This is a genomic window from Salinispora tropica CNB-440 (genome assembly GCF_000016425.1).
GTDB classification, from domain to species: Bacteria; Actinomycetota; Actinomycetes; order Mycobacteriales; family Micromonosporaceae; genus Micromonospora; species Micromonospora tropica.
In genome coordinates this window covers 4,446,282-4,463,872 of the sequence record NC_009380.1, presented here as the reverse complement: position 1 = coordinate 4,463,872, position 17,591 = coordinate 4,446,282, and the positions used below count along the sequence as shown (strand labels likewise).

The 17,591-nt window shown below is 69.7% G+C and carries 21 protein-coding genes and 1 riboswitch; all 21 genes read left to right on the top strand.

All coding sequences use genetic code 11. The features are described from left to right. The first annotated feature begins 19 nt into the window (after positions 1–19). The 21 genes from secY (at position 20) to thiC (ending at position 17,564) form a co-directional block, all read left to right on the top strand. On the top strand, positions 20–1,345 hold the full coding sequence (gene secY / locus STROP_RS19635) for a preprotein translocase subunit SecY (protein WP_012015108.1): 1,326 nt from the start codon (positions 20–22) through the stop codon (positions 1,343–1,345). Then, the gene (locus STROP_RS19630; protein ID WP_012015107.1) at positions 1,346–1,999 is read left to right on the top strand and encodes an adenylate kinase; all 654 of its coding nucleotides are present in this window, start codon (positions 1,346–1,348) and stop codon (positions 1,997–1,999) included. It begins immediately after the preceding gene. Between the two features lie 80 nt (positions 2,000–2,079). After that, positions 2,080–2,925, top strand: a complete 846-nt coding sequence (gene map, locus STROP_RS19625; protein ID WP_012015106.1) for a type I methionyl aminopeptidase — start codon at positions 2,080–2,082, stop codon at positions 2,923–2,925. A gap of 513 nt (positions 2,926–3,438) precedes the next feature. Then, the gene (gene infA, locus STROP_RS19620; RefSeq protein ID WP_007073013.1) at positions 3,439–3,660 is read left to right on the top strand and encodes a translation initiation factor IF-1; all 222 of its coding nucleotides are present in this window, start codon (positions 3,439–3,441) and stop codon (positions 3,658–3,660) included. A 92-nt stretch (positions 3,661–3,752) separates the two neighbouring features. After that, entirely contained in the window at positions 3,753–3,866 is a 114-nt protein-coding gene (gene rpmJ, locus STROP_RS19615; protein WP_012015104.1) for a 50S ribosomal protein L36, read from the top strand. A 263-nt stretch (positions 3,867–4,129) separates the two neighbouring features. Then, positions 4,130–4,510, top strand: coding sequence for a 30S ribosomal protein S13 (rpsM, locus tag STROP_RS19610; RefSeq protein ID WP_012015103.1), 381 nt, complete (start codon positions 4,130–4,132; stop codon positions 4,508–4,510). A gap of 18 nt (positions 4,511–4,528) precedes the next feature. Then, on the top strand, positions 4,529–4,936 hold the full coding sequence (gene rpsK, locus STROP_RS19605) for a 30S ribosomal protein S11 (RefSeq protein ID WP_012015102.1): 408 nt from the start codon (positions 4,529–4,531) through the stop codon (positions 4,934–4,936). 14 nt (positions 4,937–4,950) lie between these two features. Beyond that, positions 4,951–5,577 carry a 30S ribosomal protein S4 gene (gene rpsD / locus STROP_RS19600; protein ID WP_012015101.1) on the top strand — a complete coding sequence of 209 codons (627 nt, stop codon included), beginning with the start codon at positions 4,951–4,953 and terminating at the stop codon, positions 5,575–5,577. A 93-nt stretch (positions 5,578–5,670) separates the two neighbouring features. Beyond that, positions 5,671–6,693 (top strand): DNA-directed RNA polymerase subunit alpha, encoded by a 1,023-nt coding sequence (locus tag STROP_RS19595; protein WP_018217041.1) that lies wholly within the window; start codon positions 5,671–5,673, stop codon positions 6,691–6,693. Positions 6,694–6,725: 32 nt separating this feature from the next. Further along, complete coding sequence (gene rplQ, locus STROP_RS19590) at positions 6,726–7,298, top strand: 50S ribosomal protein L17 (RefSeq protein WP_012015099.1); 573 nt, start codon at positions 6,726–6,728, stop codon at positions 7,296–7,298. 68 nt (positions 7,299–7,366) lie between these two features. Further along, positions 7,367–8,197 carry a tRNA pseudouridine(38-40) synthase TruA gene (truA, locus tag STROP_RS19585; RefSeq protein WP_012015098.1) on the top strand — a complete coding sequence of 277 codons (831 nt, stop codon included), beginning with the start codon at positions 7,367–7,369 and terminating at the stop codon, positions 8,195–8,197. A 38-nt stretch (positions 8,198–8,235) separates the two neighbouring features. Then, on the top strand, positions 8,236–8,841 hold the full coding sequence (locus STROP_RS19580) for a class I SAM-dependent methyltransferase (protein ID WP_012015097.1): 606 nt from the start codon (positions 8,236–8,238) through the stop codon (positions 8,839–8,841). A 58-nt stretch (positions 8,842–8,899) separates the two neighbouring features. After that, a complete protein-coding gene (locus tag STROP_RS19575; RefSeq protein ID WP_018831286.1) occupies positions 8,900–10,579 on the top strand; it encodes an ABC-F family ATP-binding cassette domain-containing protein in 1,680 nt (559 codons plus the stop codon). A gap of 33 nt (positions 10,580–10,612) precedes the next feature. Further along, the gene (locus STROP_RS19570; RefSeq protein WP_043535482.1) at positions 10,613–11,563 is read left to right on the top strand and encodes an aldo/keto reductase; all 951 of its coding nucleotides are present in this window, start codon (positions 10,613–10,615) and stop codon (positions 11,561–11,563) included. A gap of 152 nt (positions 11,564–11,715) precedes the next feature. Then, positions 11,716–11,825, top strand: a riboswitch (TPP riboswitch). After that, positions 11,820–12,446 (top strand): thiamine phosphate synthase, encoded by a 627-nt coding sequence (locus STROP_RS19565; protein WP_012015094.1) that lies wholly within the window; start codon positions 11,820–11,822, stop codon positions 12,444–12,446. It overlaps the preceding riboswitch by 6 nt. Then, positions 12,440–13,597, top strand: a complete 1,158-nt coding sequence (thiO, locus tag STROP_RS19560) for a glycine oxidase ThiO (RefSeq protein ID WP_012015093.1) — start codon at positions 12,440–12,442, stop codon at positions 13,595–13,597. Before STROP_RS19565 ends, thiO begins: the two co-directional genes overlap by 7 nt. After that, the gene (thiS, locus tag STROP_RS19555) at positions 13,588–13,788 is read left to right on the top strand and encodes a sulfur carrier protein ThiS (protein WP_012015092.1); all 201 of its coding nucleotides are present in this window, start codon (positions 13,588–13,590) and stop codon (positions 13,786–13,788) included. The genes thiO and thiS overlap by 10 nt, the downstream gene beginning before the upstream one ends. Further along, entirely contained in the window at positions 13,785–14,564 is a 780-nt protein-coding gene (locus tag STROP_RS19550) for a thiazole synthase (RefSeq protein WP_018831284.1), read from the top strand. The genes thiS and STROP_RS19550 overlap by 4 nt, the downstream gene beginning before the upstream one ends. Further along, on the top strand, positions 14,561–15,169 hold the full coding sequence (locus STROP_RS19545) for a thiamine phosphate synthase (RefSeq protein WP_012015090.1): 609 nt from the start codon (positions 14,561–14,563) through the stop codon (positions 15,167–15,169). Before STROP_RS19550 ends, STROP_RS19545 begins: the two co-directional genes overlap by 4 nt. Next, the gene (thiD, locus tag STROP_RS19540) at positions 15,166–15,954 is read left to right on the top strand and encodes a bifunctional hydroxymethylpyrimidine kinase/phosphomethylpyrimidine kinase (protein ID WP_012015089.1); all 789 of its coding nucleotides are present in this window, start codon (positions 15,166–15,168) and stop codon (positions 15,952–15,954) included. The genes STROP_RS19545 and thiD overlap by 4 nt, the downstream gene beginning before the upstream one ends. 17 nt (positions 15,955–15,971) lie before the next feature. Further along, on the top strand, positions 15,972–17,564 hold the full coding sequence (thiC, locus tag STROP_RS19535; protein WP_012015088.1) for a phosphomethylpyrimidine synthase ThiC: 1,593 nt from the start codon (positions 15,972–15,974) through the stop codon (positions 17,562–17,564). Positions 17,565–17,591 lie beyond the last annotated feature (27 nt).

Here is a 17,591-nt window from a genome sequence, read left to right as displayed (position 1 = left end):
TTCGCGCAGGAGGAAGAAGTTGCTGTCTGCCTTTCTCAGTGCGTTCCGTACGCCTGACCTGCGCAAGAAGCTGCTGTTCACGATCGGGATCATCGCGATCTACCGCCTCGGCGCTGCGCTGCCCAGTCCCGGCGTGTCGTATACCAACGTGCAGAAGTGTATCGATGCGACGCAGGGCAGCACCGGCGTACTGAACCTGCTCAACCTCTTCTCCGGTGGAGCGTTGCTGCAGCTCTCGGTCTTCGCGCTGGGCATCATGCCCTACATCACCGCGTCGATCATCCTGCAGCTGTTGACTGTGGTCATCCCCCGGCTGGAGCAGCTCCGCAAGGAGGGCCAGGCCGGCCAAGCGAAGATTACGCAGTACACCCGCTACCTGACCCTTGGGCTCGGTGTCCTACAGGCGTCGGCCTTCGTGGCGTTGGCCCGCTCCGGGCAGCTCTTTAACAACCAGTGCGACCAGTTCCCGATCATCCCGGAAGGGACCGGTATCCCGGACTGGCTGACCCTGAGCATCCTGGTCATGACGATGACCGCCGGAACCGGTGTGGTGATGTGGCTCGGCGAGCTGATCACCGACCGGGGCGTCGGTAACGGCATGTCCGTGCTGATCTTCACCTCGATCGCGGCTCGGCTCCCCGCCGAAGGCTGGACGATCAAGGAGAGCCAGGGCTGGGCCAAGTTCCTGCTCGTCATCGCCCTGGTGCTGGTCATCATCACTGCGGTCACCTTCATCGAGCAGTCGCAGCGCCGGATCCCGGTGCAGTACGCCAAGCGGATGATCGGTCGGCGGATGTACGGCGGCACGTCCACCTACATCCCGCTGAAGGTGAACCAGGCCGGTGTCATTCCGGTCATCTTCGGCTCGTCGTTGCTCTACCTGCCGCAGCTGGCCTTGCAGTTCTTCGACCAGACCGACCCGGGCCGGACCCAGGTGTGGATCCAGAACAACCTGGTCGATCCGACCAGCCCGATCTACATCGTGGTCTACTTCCTGCTGATCATCTTCTTCACGTACTTCTACGTCTCGATCACCTTCAACCCGACCGAGGTAGCGGACAACATGAAGAAGTACGGCGGCTTCGTCCCGGGCATCCGTCCGGGCAAGCCGACCGCCGACTACCTCGACTTCATCCTTAGTCGGATCACCCTGCCCGGCGCGCTCTACCTGGCCGTCGTCTCGATCCTGCCGAACTTCTTCTTCATCTGGCTCGACCGCCAGCAGTACCTGAACTTCCCGTTCGGTGGTACCGCCGTGCTGATTATGGTTGGTGTCGGTCTTGAGACCACCAAGCAGATCGAGAGCCAACTGATGCAGCGGAACTACGAAGGGTTCCTGCGGTAGATGAGACTCGTTCTGGTTGGCCCGCCGGGTGCGGGTAAGGGCACGCAGGCAGAGTTCGTCGCCGCGCACCTCGCGGTGCCGAAAATCTCGACCGGAGACATCTTCCGGTCCAACGTCTCGCAGGGCACGCCCCTCGGGGTTCAGGCCAAGCGTTACATGGACGCCGGCGAGTTGGTGCCGGACGAGGTGACCATCAACATGGTCCGGGACCGGCTCGCCGAACCGGATGCCGGTGAAGGGTTCCTCCTCGACGGCTTCCCGCGGACCACCCCGCAGGCGGCCGCACTGGACAAGCTCCTCGTCGACCTGGGCACCGCGCTTGATCTGGTGCTGGAGCTGGTGGTTGACGACGACGAAGTCATTCGGCGGCTCTCCGGTCGGCGTACCTGCCGGGGCTGCGGCAAGGTCTGGCACGTCGAGTTCGATGCCCCCAGCCAGGAGGGGCGCTGCGACCGGTGTGGCGCCGAGCTCTTCCAGCGCGACGACGACAAGCCGGAAACCATCGCCACCCGGTTGCGGGAGTACGCGGACAAGACCGCGCCGCTGGTGGACTACTACGGTGCCCAGAGCAAACTCGTGGGCATTGACGCCACCGGCCCGGTGGAGGACGTCACCGTTCGTGCAATCGACGCGCTGCGGTCCTACAGCGGCTGAGCCCCAGCACCGCGGATAGAGAACCGGCAGCGGGGTACGTGGCGACGTGCTCCGCTCTTCGGTGAGAAAGGTTTACCCCGATGCGTCGTCCCCAGCTGGATATCCAGCTGAAGACCCCTGACCAGATCGAGAAGATGCGCGCCGCCGGGTTGGTGGTCGCGGAGGCGTTGCACCAGATGCGGGAGGCGGTGGCTCCCGGCGTCAGCACCGCGGAGTTGGACGCGATCGCCGAGTCGACGATCCGGGCGGCGGGGGCGGCCCCGTCCTTCAAGGGCTACCACGGCTTCCCTGCCTCGATCTGCGCGTCCGTCAACGAGCAGGTCGTGCACGGCATACCGGCCCCCACCCAGGTGCTCCGGGACGGGGACATCATCTCCATCGACTGTGGTGCGGTGCTGGACGGCTGGCACGGGGATGCGGCGATCACCGTCGCGGTGGGCGACGTGGAACCGGCGTTGCTGACGATGGCGGCGGTCGCCGAGGACGCGATGTGGGCCGGCATCGCCGCGGCCGCCCGCGGCGCCGCGGGCGGGAAGGGACGGCTCACCGACATTTCCCACGCCGTCGAGACGGCGGTCCGCAAGGGCGGGCGGTACGGCATCGTCGACGGGTACGGCGGCCACGGTATCGGCACCGAGATGCACCAGGATCCGCACGTGCTCAACCACGGTCGCCCGGGCAAGGGCCCCCGGCTTGTGCCGGGTTTGGCGCTGGCCATCGAGCCGATGATCACGCTGGGCTCGCCCCGGACGGCTGAGCTGGCCGATGGCTGGACGGTGGTGACGCGGGACGGCTCCCGGGCGGTGCACGTGGAGCACAGCATGGCGCTGCTGCCGGATGGGGTGTGGGTGCTCACCGCGGTCGACGGAGGGCGTGAGCGCCTCGGCGACCTGGTAACCGCCCGGCAACCAGCGACTACCGCCTGACCGGAGGCTCGGGACCGGCTCGGAACCTCGGCCTGCTGGCCACGTTTGCCGATCGATTTCGCGCTGAGCGTCGCGGAGGGCGTCGCCGGTGCCCCGCCGGCGAGAAGGTGGTGGCAGGGGTGGTCCGGGCGATCCTCTCCTGCTCCGGCTGGTCACACGCCGGACGGTGACACCCCCAGCTGGTGACATCCCCAGGTGGTGACGGCTCCGGGCCTCCGGTGGGGGCCAGCGTGTCGGTCGGGCCCGCTCTCCAGCACCCGGACGGGGGCGGCGATGACTGCCCGATCGTCCGGTTCGGCGAGGTCAACCGCCGGGTCGGGTGGTCGGTTTGGCGACGGCGTACGGGCCGGCGTACACTTTCTGATCGGCGCACAGCGTCCACTCCGGCATGCCCGCCCGCGCTTCGGCGGGTGCTGGAGCCGCGGCTGGCGCGGGTCACCTGATTTCGATCAGTCATCCCGTGAAAGACGTTGTGGGCCGTCCGGAGCAACCGACGTCAGGACAGCGGAGGACATGCCGAAAAAAGACGGAGCCATCGAGATCGAGGGCCGGGTCATCGAGCCCCTGCCGAACGCCATGTTCCGGGTGGAGCTCGCGAACGGGCATAAGGTGCTGGCTCACATCAGCGGCAAGATGCGGCAGCACTACATCCGTATCCTGCCGGAGGACCGGGTCGTCGTCGAACTTTCGCCGTACGACCTGACCCGAGGGCGCATCGTCTACCGCTACAAGTAAGCCTGACGGCGGCCGGGTGAATCCCGTGTCCGTCTTCGTCGCCCGGAGCCGCGCTCGCCGCGTCGCCGGGCCAGATCGGAAGTAAGGCAACCGTGAAGGTCAAGCCGAGCGTCAAGCGGATCTGTAACAAGTGCCGGGTGATCCGCCGGCACGGCCGGGTCATGGTCATCTGCGCCGACCCGCGCCACAAGCAGCGTCAGGGCTGACTGTCCGGCCGGTCGTGACACCGCGACTGGTCGACACCGGCCCCGGCCGCAGATTCGTCACAACACAGCACATGCTCGTTCCAGCCGCACGAGTGCGCAGCGCGTACCTCGTCGTGGTTAACCCCCGGTCGGAGGCCGGGGCCCGCTCGGGCAGCGACTGAACCGCTCGTCGGCGTCGGTAGGCGTCGGAGAACGGGGATGGTCGGTAGCGGGATGGAACGGGACCACACCTCCGCCAGAAACCACGAGGAGTACGCCCGCACATGGCACGGCTAGTCGGCGTTGATCTCCCCCGCGAGAAGCGGTTGGAGATCGCGCTCACCTACATCTTCGGCGTGGGTCGCACCCGCGCCCTGGAGACGCTCGCCGCCACCGGCATCTCGCCGGACAAGCGCGCCCGGGACCTCACGGACGAGGAGCTCGTGCAGCTCCGCGACCACATTGAGACCAATTACAAGGTTGAGGGTGACCTGCGCCGCGAGGTCGCCGCGGACATCCGTCGCAAGGTCGAGATCGGCTGCTACGCCGGTATCCGGCACCGCCGGGGCCTACCGGTTCGTGGTCAGCGGACGCGAACCAACGCCCGCAGCCGCAAGGGCCCGAAGCGGACCGTCGCCGGCAAGAAGAAGCCCGGCAGGAAGTAATAGGAGCGCAGAAGACTTATGCCACCGAAGGCTCGTGCCGGAGCCGCCGTCAAGAAGGTCCGGCGCAAGGAACGCAAGAATGTCGCCCACGGCCAGGCGCACATCAAGAGCACTTTCAACAACACCATCGTGTCCGTCACGGACCCGACCGGTGCGGTCATCTCCTGGGCCTCGGCCGGCCAGGTTGGCTTCAAGGGCTCCCGCAAGTCGACTCCGTTCGCCGCGCAGCTGGCCGCCGAGGCCGCCGCGCGTCGCGCGATGGAGCACGGCATGCGCAAGGTCGACGTGTTCGTCAAGGGCCCCGGCTCCGGCCGGGAGACCGCCATCCGTTCGCTGCAGGCCGTCGGCCTGGAGGTCGGTCAGATCTCTGACGTGACTCCGCAGCCGCACAACGGGTGCCGTCCGCCGAAGCGTCGCCGGGTCTGAGAGGTTAGGAAGAAATGGCTCGTTACACCGGTGCTGACTGCCGCCGTTGCCGGCGGGAGAAGATGAAGCTGTTCCTCAAGGGCAGCAAGTGCGATGGCCCGAAGTGCCCGTTCGAGTCCCGGCCGTTCCCGCCCGGACAGCACGGCCGCGGCCGCACGAAGGAGACGGAGTACCTGCTCCAGCTCCGCGAGAAGCAGAAGGCCCGCCGGGTGTACGGCGTGCTGGAGAAGCAGTTCCGCGGCTACTACGAGGAGGCCGTGGCGAAGCAGGCCAAGACCGGTGAGGTCCTCCTGCAGATCCTCGAGTCGCGGCTGGACAACGTGGTCTACCGGGCCGGCTACGCCAAGTCCCGGGACATGGCCCGGCAGCTGGTCAAGCACGGTCACTTCGTGGTGAACGGCAAGAAGGTCGACATCCCGTCGTACCGCGTCAAGGAGCACGACATCGTCGAGGTCCGGGGCAAGAGCAAGGAGCTCACCCCGTTCCTGGTGGCGCAGGCCGAGTCCGGCTCCAAGAGCGTGCCGGCGTGGCTGGAGGCCATTCCGAGCCAGATGAAGGTGCTCGTGCACTCGCTCCCGAGCCGCCAGGTGATCGACACCCAGGTCCAGGAGCAGCTGATCGTCGAGCTCTACTCCAAGTAGGAGCTCGGGTGGTGGTCCGCCCCGCGGGGCGGACCACCACAACGGTGTGTCGTGGGCGTCATATGGCGGGCGCCCCGGAAGAAAAGAGAAGAGATGCTCATCTCCCAGCGACCCTCGCTCTCCGAGGAGTCGATCAACGAGACCCGGTCCCGGTTCACCATCGAGCCGCTGGAGCCCGGCTTCGGCTACACCCTGGGTAACTCGCTGCGCCGGACGCTGCTGTCGTCCATTCCCGGCGCGGCGGTGACCTCGATCAAGATCGATGGTGTGCTGCACGAGTTCACCACGATCCCCGGGGTCAAGGAGGATGTGGTCGAGCTCGTCATGAACATCAAGGAGCTCTGCGTCAGCTCCGAGCACGACGAGCCGGTCAGCATGTACCTGCGCAAGCAGGGCCCGGGTGACGTGACCGCGGGTGACATCCAGCCCCCGGCTGGCGTCTCGGTGCACAACCCGGACCTGAAGCTCGCCACCCTCAACGGCAAGGGCCGGCTCGACATGGAGCTGACCGTCGAGCGGGGCCGTGGCTACGTCACCGCGGCGCAGAACAAGCAGGCGGGTGCCGAGATCGGTCGGATCCCGGTCGACTCGATCTACTCGCCGGTGCTCCGGGTGACCTACCGGGTCGAGGCGACCCGGGTCGAGCAGCGGACCGACTTCGATCGGCTGATCATTGACGTCGAGTCCAAGCCGTCGATGGGGCCCCGTACGGCCCTGGCCTCGGCCGGTTCCACGCTGGTCGAGCTCTTTGGCCTGGCCCGGGAGCTGGACGAGACCGCAGAGGGCATCGACATCGGGCCGTCCCCGCAGGACGCCCAGCTGGCAGCGGATCTGGCGCTGCCGATCGAGGAGCTGGACCTCACCGTCCGCTCCTACAACTGCCTCAAGCGCGAGGGCATCAACACCGTTGGTGAGCTCATTGGGCGTACCGAGGCTGACCTCCTCGACATCCGTAACTTCGGCCAGAAGTCGATCGACGAGGTCAAGATGAAGCTCGCTGGGATGGGCTTGGGGCTGAAGGACTCGGCCCCGAACTTCGACCCGGCGAACGTCGTGGACGCCTTCGGCGAGGCCGACTACGACACCGAGGACTACCGCGAGACTGAGCAGCTGTAAGCGCGGCTGAGGATTGACGAGGAGCACCGAGAATGCCCACGCCCACCAAGGGTGCCCGCCTCGGCGGCAGCCCGGCGCACGAGCGGTTGATGCTGGCCAACCTGGCCATGTCGCTGTTCCAGCACGGCAAGATTCAGACCACCGAGACCAAGGCCCGGCGGCTGCGCCCGCTCGCGGAGCAGCTGATCACCAAGGCCAAGCGCGGTGACCTGGCCTCCCGGCGTCGGGTGCTCGGGGTCGTCAAGGACAAGGACGTGGTCTACACCCTGTTCGAGCAGATCGCGCCCCGGTACGCCAACCGCAACGGTGGCTACACCCGGATCGTGAAGACCGGCCCGCGTAAGGGCGATGCCGCCCCGATGGCGATCATCGAGCTGGTCGAGGAGCTGGCGGTCGCGCAGCCGAAGGCGAACAAGAAGACCGCCGGCCGCAAGGCCGCGCAGCAGGACAAGGTCGAGGCACTGGCCCCAGCTGAGGAGACCCCGGCGCCGACCAGCGGCGACCAGGACGCTGAGGCTCCCGTCTCGGTCTCGGGTGACACCGCCGCGGCCCGCGCCGACAGCGACCTCGCTGTCGAGGAGAACAACGAGCAGAACAAGGCCTGATCGGCCAGGCTCCCGTCGGGCCCGACACCCAGCTGGGTGTCGGGCCCGACGCGCGGAAGGGGACACGAGTGCAGGAGCGCACCCGGGTACGGCTGGATGTCTCGTACGACGGCGCCGACTTTTCCGGCTGGGCGGTCCAGCCGGAGCGGCGTACGGTCGCTGGTGCCCTCGTGCAGGCGCTTGACCTGGTGCTCGGCGTCGGCGCGGCGACCGGACTGACCGTCGCCGGCCGGACCGACGCCGGTGTGCACGCCACCGGGCAGGTCTGCCACGTCGACCTCCTGACCGAGGTGTGGCATCGGCACGAGCACACCCTGCTGCGGCGGCTGGCCCGGCTGCTCCCCGCCGACGTGCGGATACGGGCGATGACGGAAGCGCCGGACGACTTCGACGCCCGTTTCTCGGCGACCTTCCGGCGGTACGAGTACCGGGTCACCGACGCGCCCTGGGGTGCCGAACCGTTGCGTCGTCACGACACCCTGGCCTGGCCGAGCCGGCTCGACCTGGCCGCGCTGAACGTGGCCGCCGACGGGCTGGTGGGGGAGCATGACTTCGCCGCGTACTGCCGGCGTAAGGAGAACGCGACGACGCTGCGGGAGGTGACCCGGCTGGAGTGGCGGCGTGCCCCGGACGGGACTCTCGTGGCGACCGTGCAGGCCGACGCCTTCTGCCAGGCGATGGTCCGCAGTCTGGTCGGTGCGATGCTGGCCGTCGGGGACGGCCGCCGCCCAGCCGACTGGCCGGCCGGTCTGCTCACCCGTCGGGAGCGCGCCAGCGAGGTGAACGTCGCTCCGGCGCACGGCTTGACCCTGGTCGCGGTGGGCTACCCGGATGACCCGTCCGAGTATGCCCGCCGGGCTACCCTGACCCGCCGGTTGCGGGTGCCGCCGCAGGCCTGAGGCGGGGCGCTGGCGGGGCCGGTGCGAGAATCGGCTGTGTGACCGGCGACCACTACTTCACCGCTGAACCGGCGACTGCCGCCCAACCCCGGGAGGTGGTGTTCTCCGCGGCGGGACGCGACTACACCCTGGCCTCCGCCGGTGGTGTCTTCTCCGCCGGGCGTCTCGACCCGGGGACGGCGGTGCTGCTGCGCAAGGCCGAGCTCCCGGCACCGGACAGCACCGGTCACCTGCTCGACCTCGGCTGCGGCTTCGGACCGATTACCTGTGTGCTCGCCACCTCGGTGCCGTCGGCCACCGTCTGGGCCGTCGACGTCAACGAGCGGGCTCGGGAGCTGACCACGGCCAACGCCGCGCGGGTCGGCGCGGCGGGCCGGGTCCGGGTCGCTCCGCCGGATGCGGTTCCGGCAGCGGTGACGTTCGATCAGATCTGGTCGAATCCGCCGATCCGGATCGGCAAGAACGAGCTGCACCAGCTTCTGCTGCGCTGGCTGCCCCGGCTGGCGCCGGGCGGGGTGGCCTGGTTGGTCGTCGCCCGCCACCTCGGTGGTGACTCGCTACACCGCTGGCTGTCCGAACGGGGCTGGCAGGTCGCGCGGCCGGCGAGCCAGAAGGGCTACCGGGTGCTGCGGGTGACCCGATGAACGGGTTGGCCCGGTAAAACGAGTTGGCCCGGCCGTGTTGGCCCGGCAGGATGCCAGCGTGGGTTACGTAGACGTGGCAGCCGTTGGGCACTGGCTGCCCGACGGGCGACAGCTCTTCGCAGATGTGTCGTTCCGGGTGGCTGATGGCGCGAAGGTCGCCCTGGTCGGGCCGAACGGTGCGGGAAAGACGACGCTGCTGCGGATGGTCGCCGGCGACCTGCCGGTGCAGCGCGGCACGATCGCCCGGGCCGGCGGGCTGGGCGTAATGCGTCAGTTCATCGGAATGATCGGCGATGAGTCAACCCTCGCTGACCTGGCTCTCTCCCTCGCCCCGCCCCGGCTGCGCGAGGCTGGTCAGCGGGTCGCCGGGACCGAGACAGCGATGCGGGCGGCCGAGGTGCGCGGCAAGTACAGCACCGCTGCCGGCAAGGCCCAGCTCGCGTACGCGGAGGCGCTCGCCGCCTGGGGGGAGGCCGGCGGGTACGACGCCGAGGTGCTCTTCGACACCGTCACCACGATCGTGCTCGACCTGCCGTGGGACACGGCGCGGCACCGTCCGGTCCGGACGCTCTCCGGTGGGCAGCAGAAGCGCTTCGCCCTGGAGCTGCTGCTGCGTGGTCCCGAAGAGGTGCTCCTGCTCGACGAGCCGGACAACTTCCTCGACGTGACCGGGAAGCGCTGGTTGGAGGCGCGGCTGCGGGAGTCGGGCAAGTCGGTGCTGTACGTTTCGCACGACCGGGAGTTGCTGGCCCGCACCGCGGACCGGGTGGTAGCCGTCGAGGGTGGCAGCGCATGGGTACATCCGGGTGGCTTCGCCAGCTGGCACGAGGCCCGCCTCGCCCGACACGACCGCCTCGACGAGCAGCGTCGGCGGTGGGACGAGGAGCACCAGAAGCTGCGTGAACTGATGCTGATGTACAAGCAGAAGGCCGCGTACAACTCCGGTATGGCCTCCCGCTACCAGGCCGCCCAGACCCGGTTGCGTAAGTTCGAGGAGGCCGGGCCACCACCCGTACCGCCGAAGGAGCAGGACATCCGGATGCGGCTGGCCGGCGGCCGGACCGGCAAGCGTGCCCTGATCTGCGAGCAGTTGGAGCTCGACGGTCTGACCTACCCCTTTGACCTGGAGCTCTGGTATGGCGACCGAGTCGCCGTGCTCGGTGCCAACGGGACCGGAAAGTCGCACTTCCTCCGCCTGATCGCCCGGGGCGGAACGGACCCCGATCCGATGAATCAGCCGGTGGACGGCGCTGCGAGTCTCGCACCCGTCGGGCACGACGGGGTGGCCCGCCTCGGTGCCCGGGTCCGACCCGGGCACTTCTCCCAGACCCACGACCGGCCGGAGCTGATGCAGCGGGTGCTGGTCGACATTCTCTGGCGGGGCGACGAGCACCGCGCCGGCTTGGACCGGCACGCGGCGATGGCGGCGTTGTCCCGGTACGAGCTGGCCGGGCAGGGGGACCAGCGGTTCGGCACCCTCTCCGGTGGCCAGCAGGCCCGCTTCCTGGTGCTGCTGCTGGAGTTGTCCGGGGCGACCCTGCTGCTGCTCGACGAGCCGACGGACAACCTGGACCTGGCCTCCGCGGAGGCGCTTGAATCGGGTCTGGCCGCGTTCGAGGGGACGGTGGTGGCGGTGACCCACGATCGATGGTTCACCCGTTCGTTTGATCGGTTTCTGCTGTTCCAAGGGGACGGCGAGGTGGTGGAGGCCGCCGAGCCGGTCTGGGAGGTGGCCTGAGCAGGCTCGGCATAGGGTGGATTCGTGACTGAGATGACGTATCGCCGACTGGGCGACTCCGGGCTCGTGGTGTCCGCAGTCGGCATCGGCTGCAACAACTTTGGCAGCAGAATCGACCTCGACGGGACCCGGGCGGTGGTGGAGGCGGCCCTCGACTCCGGGATCAACTTATTCGACACCGCCGACATCTACGGTAGCTCGCCCGGTGGCTCCGAGGAACTCCTTGGCGAGGTGCTCAAGGGGCGCCGGGACAATGTGGTGATCGCCACCAAGTTCGGCATGGACATGGACGGCCGTAATGGACCGGACCACGGCGCCCGCGGGGCCCGGCGCTACATCATGCGGGCGGTGGAGGCTTCGCTGCGTCGACTCAACACCGACCACATTGACCTGTATCAGATGCACCAGCCGGACCCGGGCACTCCGATCGACGAGACGCTCGCCGCACTGGACGATCTGGTAACCGCCGGCAAGGTGCGTTACCTGGGCAACTCCAACTTCGACGGCTGGCAGCTCGCCGATGCGGACTGGACCGCCAGGTCGCGGGGGCGGACCCGGTTCATCTCCGCGCAGAATCACTACTCCCTTGTCGAACGGGGCGTCGAGGCTGAGGTCATCCCGGCGTGTGAGCGGTTCGGGCTGGGCCTGCTGCCCTTCTTCCCCCTCGCCAACGGCCTGCTCACCGGCAAGTACAAGCGGGGCGAGTCAGCTCCGTCGGACAGTCGCCTCGCCAGTGGCGCCCGGTACGCGGCCCGGCTGGCCGCCGCCGAGTGGGACACCATCGAGGCGCTCGAGGCCTACGGCGCCGAGCGCGGGCTCAGCCTGCTTCAGGTCGCCATCGGCGGGCTCGCCGCCCAGCCCGCGGTGACCTCGGTCATCGCCGGCGCCACCAAAGCCGACCAGGTTCGGGCCAACGCGGCGGCGGGTGCCTGGTCGCCCGATGCCGACGATCTGGCGGCCCTGCGAGCGGTGCTCGACAGCTAGAGGGTGAAGAACTCGGCCTCCTCCCGTCTCGACGATGGGAGGCCGAGCCGCGTCCGGAGCGCCTCCGGCAGCCGCTGGTGCACATCCTGGCCAAGACGGCCCCGCCCGGGGCCGTCTTGGCAGCCTCATGGCGGCTGCCGTACGGTGGCAGGCAAGTGACCCGCGGGAGCCCGGTAGACCGGGCTGAGAGGGGGGCTGGGAGCCCCCGACCGTCGAACCTGATCCGGGTAGTGCCGGCGCAGGGAGGAGAGTTGCCGTGTCGTCCCTTGGACGCTTACATCTGATTACCGACGCCCGCGCTGGGCGAAACCCACTCACCGTGGTGCAGGCGGCCCTGTCGGTGGCCCGCACCGAACTGGTCGTCCAGGTCCGGGTGGCCGACGATGCGACCGACCGGCAGGCGTACGACCTGGCCCGCCGGGTGATCGCGCTCTGCGCCCGGTACGACGCGACCTGCCTGGTGAACGATCGGCTGCACGTGGCCCTGGCGGTTGGTGCTGCCGGTGGACACGTGGGCGCCGACGACCTGCCGGTCGGCGCGGCCCGCGCGGTGCTCGGCTCCGCCGCCGTCCTCGGCGTGACCGCTCGCGACGCCGACACCGCTGTCGAGGCGGTCGCTGCCGGGGCCAGCTACCTCGGGGTCGGGCCGGTGCATCCCACCACCTCAAAGGAGGGTCTACCGCCCGCGATCGGGGTGGCGGGGGTCGGAGTGGTCGCCGCCGCGGTCAGCGTGCCGGTGATCGCCATCGGGGCAGTGACGGCAGCGGACGTGCCCGTTCTGCGGGCAGCGGGCGCGTACGGAGTGGCGGTGATCGGCGCGCTCTCGCACGCTGCCGACCCCGCCGGTGCCACCGCCGCGCTGCTGGAGGCGCTGACGTGGTGAGCGAATTCCCTCCCGATGTGGCGGTGGTCGGTGCGGGACCGATCGGCCTGGCCATCGCCTGGCGGTGCGCGGTGCGTGGGTTGCGGGTCGTCGTGCACGATCCGGATCCCGGTTCGGGTGCGGTGTACGCCGCCGCGGGGATGCTCGCGCCGGTCGCCGAGGCGTACTTCGGGGAGCACGAGCTGACCGGCCTGCTCACTGAGTCGGCGGCGCGCTGGCCGGCGTTCGCCGCTGAGCTGGCCGCCGCCTCCGGCACCGACCTCGGCTACCGCAGCGAGGGCACGCTGATGGTCGGGCTCACCACCGACGATCTCGCGGTGGCCCGCCGGCTCTGGGCGTACCAGCAGGGGCTGGGGCTGCCGGTCACCCCACTGCGCCCCTCCGAACTGCGAGATCGCGAGCCGGCCCTGTCACCCCGCACGCGGGGTGGCGCCTACGCCGGTACCGATCACCAGGTGGACCCGCGGCGGCTGGTGTCGGCGTTGCGTACCGCCACCGAGCGGGCGGGGGGAGTCCTGGTGCCGACTCCGGTCCAGCGGCTGACCGAGGTGACCGCGGGGACCACGGTGGTCGCGGCCGGGTGCGGCACCGCCGCGCTGACCGGGCTGCCGGTCCGCCCGGTCAAGGGGCAGGTGCTTCGGCTCCGCGCTCCCGACGGGCCGGGCTTCCAGCACGTGATTCGGGGATTCGCTGACGGGGAGCAGGTCTACCTCGTTCCTCGGCAGGACGGGGAGGTCGTGGTTGGGGCGACCTCGGAGGAGCGCACCGACACCATGGTGACCAGCGGTGCGGTGTTGCGGTTGCTTCGGGCCGCCACCGACCTGGTGCCCGAGGTGGCCGAGTACGAGCTGATCGAGGCACTCGCCGGGCTCCGTCCGGGCAGCCCGGACAACGCGCCGATCCTTGGTCCACTCCCCGGACGGCCCGGGGTGCTCGCTGCGACCGGGCACCACCGGCACGGGATCGTGCTGACCCCGGTCACCGCCGACCTGATCGCCGACCTGATCGCCACCGGTACGCCGGATCCGCTGCTCGCTCCCTTCACCCCGCAACGCCTCGGGCGGGTCGCATCCCGCCCGCCCGACACCGCCGCCCCGGCGCGCGGATCCGCCGCGGCTGCGCTGACCCCACAGGAGGAGTCGTGGAACTGATGGTCAACGGCGCCGGGCGTAGCCTGCCCGCCGGGACAACCCTCGCGGACCTGGTCCGGGTGGTGACCGACCAGGAGCGTGGCCTGGCTGTCGCCGTCAACGGCGAGGTCGTGCCGCGCGGTGGCTGGCCGGCCACCCCGCTGCGCGACGGTGACCGGGTCGAGGTGCTCAGCGCCGCGCAGGGCGGGTGAGCGGGGTGACCTTCGAACTGGGTGGGGTGCCGATCCCGTCGCGTCTGGTTCTTGGCACCGGCGGGGCCGCCAACCTCACCGTCTTGGAAGAGGCGATCCGGGCCTCCGGCACCGGCCTGGTCACCGTGGCGCTGCGCCGGGTCGACACCACCGGGGGCGCCGCGGGTGGCCTACTGGACCTGATCGACCGCTGCGGGGTCCGGCTGCTACCAAACACCGCCGGCTGCTACACGGCAGGTGAGGCGGTGAAGGTGGCCCAGCTGGCCCGGGAGGCGTTCGAGACCGACTGGGTGAAGCTTGAGGTGATCGGCGACGAACGCACCCTGCTGCCCGACGGAGTGGAGTTGTTACGGGCCGCGGAGGAGCTGGTCGCCGACGGGTTCACCGTGCTGCCGTACACCTCGGACGACCCGATTTTGGCGCGTCGGCTCGCCGATGTCGGCTGCGCGGCGGTGATGCCGGCGGGTGCTCCGATTGGATCGGGGCTCGGAGTGTCGAATCCGCATCACATCCGGCTTATCCGGCAGAGCGTGGAGGTGCCGGTGATCTTGGATGCCGGGATCGGCACCGCCTCCGACGCGGCGCTCGCCATGGAGTTGGGCTGCGACGCGGTGTTGCTGGCCAGCGCGGTGACTCGGGCCGCCGATCCGGTGGCGATGGCGACGGCGATGCGGTACGCGGTCGAATCCGGCCGGCTCGCGTACCGAGCCGGCCGGATTCCGCGTCGCTTTCACGCCCTCGCCTCCACCCCGGACGACGGGCGGCCAGAGCTGTGACCGGGCCGACCGGCCTGGTGGTGCTCACCGACCGCCGGGCGGCGCGACGACCGCTCGTCGAGGTTGTCGCCGACGCCGTGGCCGGCGGCGTGCGCTGGGTGGTGCTGCGGGAACGGGATCTGCCGCGGGCCGAGCGGGCCGCCCTCGCCGGGGACCTGCGCCGGGTCCTCACACCGGTCGGTGGCACCCTGCTCGTTGCCGGCCCGGACCCGCTCGGCGGAAGCGCCGTTCACCTGTCGGCGGCTGGTCCGTATCCGCCACCGCGGCCTGGCCTGGTCGGCCGTTCCTGCCATGACGAGGCGGAGTTGGGTCGACTCACGACCGAGGACTACGCCACTCTCTCCCCGATCTTTCCGACGCGGACGAAGCCTGGCTACGGTCCGCCGCTACTCCCGGCCGGACTGGCAACGTTGATTGAGGCCAGCCCGGTGCCGGTCGTGGCGCTGGGCGGGATCGGGACGGCCGGGCAGGTGCGCGACTGTGTGACGGCGGGAGCGGTCGGGGTGGCGGTACTGGGTGCGATCATGCGTGCCGAGGACCCGCGTGCGGTAGCCACCGCCCTTCAGGGGGTTTTCAACACCGTCCCCAGTGGAGGAAAGCGGTGACGCCGAGTACCGTCCTCACCATCGCTGGCTCGGACTCCGGTGGGGGCGCCGGCATTCAGGCCGACCTGAAGGTCTTCGCCGCGCTGGAGGCGTACGGCACCAGCGTTGTCACCGCCGTCACCGCGCAGAACACCCGCGGCGTTGACGCCGTCCTGCCGCTGCCCCCGCAGACCGTGACCGACCAACTGGAGAGCGTGCTCGCCGACTTCTCGGTGCGGGCGGTGAAGACCGGCATGCTCGGTAGCCCAGCCGTCGCCGAGGTGGTCGCTGTCGCGGCGAGGGACGGCCGCCTACCTCACCTCGTCGTTGACCCGGTGCTGGTGGCCACCAGCGGGCACCGGCTGGGCGCGGTCGCGGCGGTGGAGCGGCTGCTGCCGTTCGCTCAGGTGGCGACGCCGAACCGGGCGGAGGCCGCGGCCCTCACCGGAGGCCGGGTTGACACGGTCGAGGAGATGGTCGCCGCCGCGACGGCACTCACCGCCGGCGGACCCGAGTATGTCGTGGTCACCGGTGGTGACGGGGACGCTGGCGAACCGGCGGTCGACGTGCTCCACGGCGAGGGTGGCACCACCCTGCTCCGCGCTTCTCGGGTGCCGACCCGGCACAACCACGGGACAGGGTGCTCGTTCTCGGCGGCCGTCGCCGTCCGGCTCGCCCGCGGTGATGCGGTGCCGGTGGCGGTCGCGGCCGCCAAGGAGTACGTGACCCGGGCGCTGATCGGCGCTCGGGACTGGGAGTTGGGCGCGGGACCCGGGCCGCTCGATCACTTCAGCTGGTCCGTCTGACCTACAGGGAGGCTGTCATGCAGAAACGTCGCAAGGTCTACGTCGAGGGGTCGCGGCCGGATATTCAGGTGCCGTTCGCCGAGGTCGACCTGACCGGAGACAATCCGCCGGTGCGGCTCTACGACACTTCGGGGCCGGGATCCGAACCGGAGGTGGGGCTGCCGCCGATGCGCGGCAAGTGGATCGCGTCTCGTGGGGACGTCGCCCCGGTGCGGGGCGCCGGTACGCCGCTGGCGGGAGTGGACGGTCAGCGGCCGACCCAGCTGGCGTACGCCCGGTCGGGTGTGGTGACGCCGGAGATGGAGTTCGTGGCGATCCGCGAGGGGGTCGCGCCGGAGCTGGTGCGGGAGGAGATCGCGACCGGCCGGGCCGTGCTGCCGCTGAACGTCAACCACCCGGAGTGCGAGCCGGCGATTATCGGCAAGGCGTTCCTGGTAAAGATCAATGCGAACATCGGTACCTCGGCGGTCACCTCCTCGGTCGCCGAGGAGGTGGAGAAGCTGACCTGGGCGACCCGGTGGGGCGCGGACGCCGTGATGGACCTGTCGACCGGCAAGCGGATCCACGAAACCCGCGAGGCGGTCGTACGGAACTCCCCGGTGCCGATCGGCACCGTGCCGATCTACCAGGCGTTGGAAAAGGTGGGCGGCGATCCGGCGAAGTTGAGCTGGGAGGTGTTCCGGGAGACGGTCATCGAGCAGGCCGAGCAGGGCGTCGACTACATGACGGTGCACGCCGGAGTGCTGCTGTCGTACGTGCCGCTCGCCGTGGAGCGGGTGACCGGGATCGTCTCCCGTGGTGGTTCGATCATGGCAGCATGGTGCCTGGCCCACCACGAGGAGAACTTCCTCTACACGAACTTCCGGGAGCTCTGCGAGATCCTGGCCCGCTACGACGTGACGTTCTCGCTCGGCGACGGGCTGCGCCCCGGCTCCATCGCGGACGCCAACGACGAGGCGCAGTTCGCCGAACTGAGGACCCTCGGTGAGCTGACGAAGGTCGCCTGGGAGCACGATGTCCAGGTGATGATCGAGGGCCCGGGGCACGTACCAATGCACAAGATCAAGGAGAATGTGGACCTTCAGCAGGAGTGGTGTCACGAGGCGCCGTTCTACACGCTCGGCCCACTGAGTACGGACATCGCGCCGGCGTACGACCACATTACGTCCGCCATCGGCGCGGCGATGATCGGAATGTTCGGTACGGCGATGCTCTGCTATGTCACCCCGAAGGAGCACCTCGGGCTGCCGGACCGGGACGACGTGAAGGCCGGCGTGATCGCGTACAAGATCGCTGCGCATGCCGCGGACCTGGCCAAGGGGCACCCGGGGGCCCAGGCGTGGGACGACGCGCTCTCCAAGGCACGATTCGAGTTCCGCTGGGAGGACCAGTTCAACCTCGCGTTGGACCCGGAGACCGCGCGCGCCTACCACGACGCCACCCTGCCCGCCGAACCGGCGAAGACGGCCCACTTCTGTTCGATGTGCGGCCCGAAGTTCTGCTCCATGAAAATCACCCAGGAGCTAAAGGAGTACGCGGCGCGTGGCATGAAGGACAAGTCAGAGGAGTTCGTAGCCTCCGGCGGTCGCGTCTACCTTCCGCTGGCCTGATCCACCCACCCGGGGCACCGCGGCCGT

Excerpts from the sequence above, each read along its gene's own strand:
- infA (WP_007073013.1), top strand. The coding sequence starts at position 3,439 with ATGCCGAAAAAAGACGGAGCCATCGAGATCGAGGGCCGGGTCATCGAG.
- STROP_RS19595 (WP_018217041.1), top strand. The coding sequence starts at position 5,671 with ATGCTCATCTCCCAGCGACCCTCGCTCTCCGAGGAGTCGATCAACGAG.
- rpsM (WP_012015103.1), top strand. The coding sequence starts at position 4,130 with ATGGCACGGCTAGTCGGCGTTGATCTCCCCCGCGAGAAGCGGTTGGAG.
- map (WP_012015106.1), top strand. The coding sequence starts at position 2,080 with ATGCGTCGTCCCCAGCTGGATATCCAGCTGAAGACCCCTGACCAGATC.
- rpsK (WP_012015102.1), top strand. The coding sequence starts at position 4,529 with ATGCCACCGAAGGCTCGTGCCGGAGCCGCCGTCAAGAAGGTCCGGCGC.
- rpsD (WP_012015101.1), top strand. The coding sequence starts at position 4,951 with ATGGCTCGTTACACCGGTGCTGACTGCCGCCGTTGCCGGCGGGAGAAG.
- thiC (WP_012015088.1), top strand. The coding sequence starts at position 15,972 with ATGCAGAAACGTCGCAAGGTCTACGTCGAGGGGTCGCGGCCGGATATT.
- rplQ (WP_012015099.1), top strand. The coding sequence starts at position 6,726 with ATGCCCACGCCCACCAAGGGTGCCCGCCTCGGCGGCAGCCCGGCGCAC.
- STROP_RS19570 (WP_043535482.1), top strand. The coding sequence starts at position 10,613 with ATGACGTATCGCCGACTGGGCGACTCCGGGCTCGTGGTGTCCGCAGTC.
- STROP_RS19630 (WP_012015107.1), top strand. The coding sequence starts at position 1,346 with ATGAGACTCGTTCTGGTTGGCCCGCCGGGTGCGGGTAAGGGCACGCAG.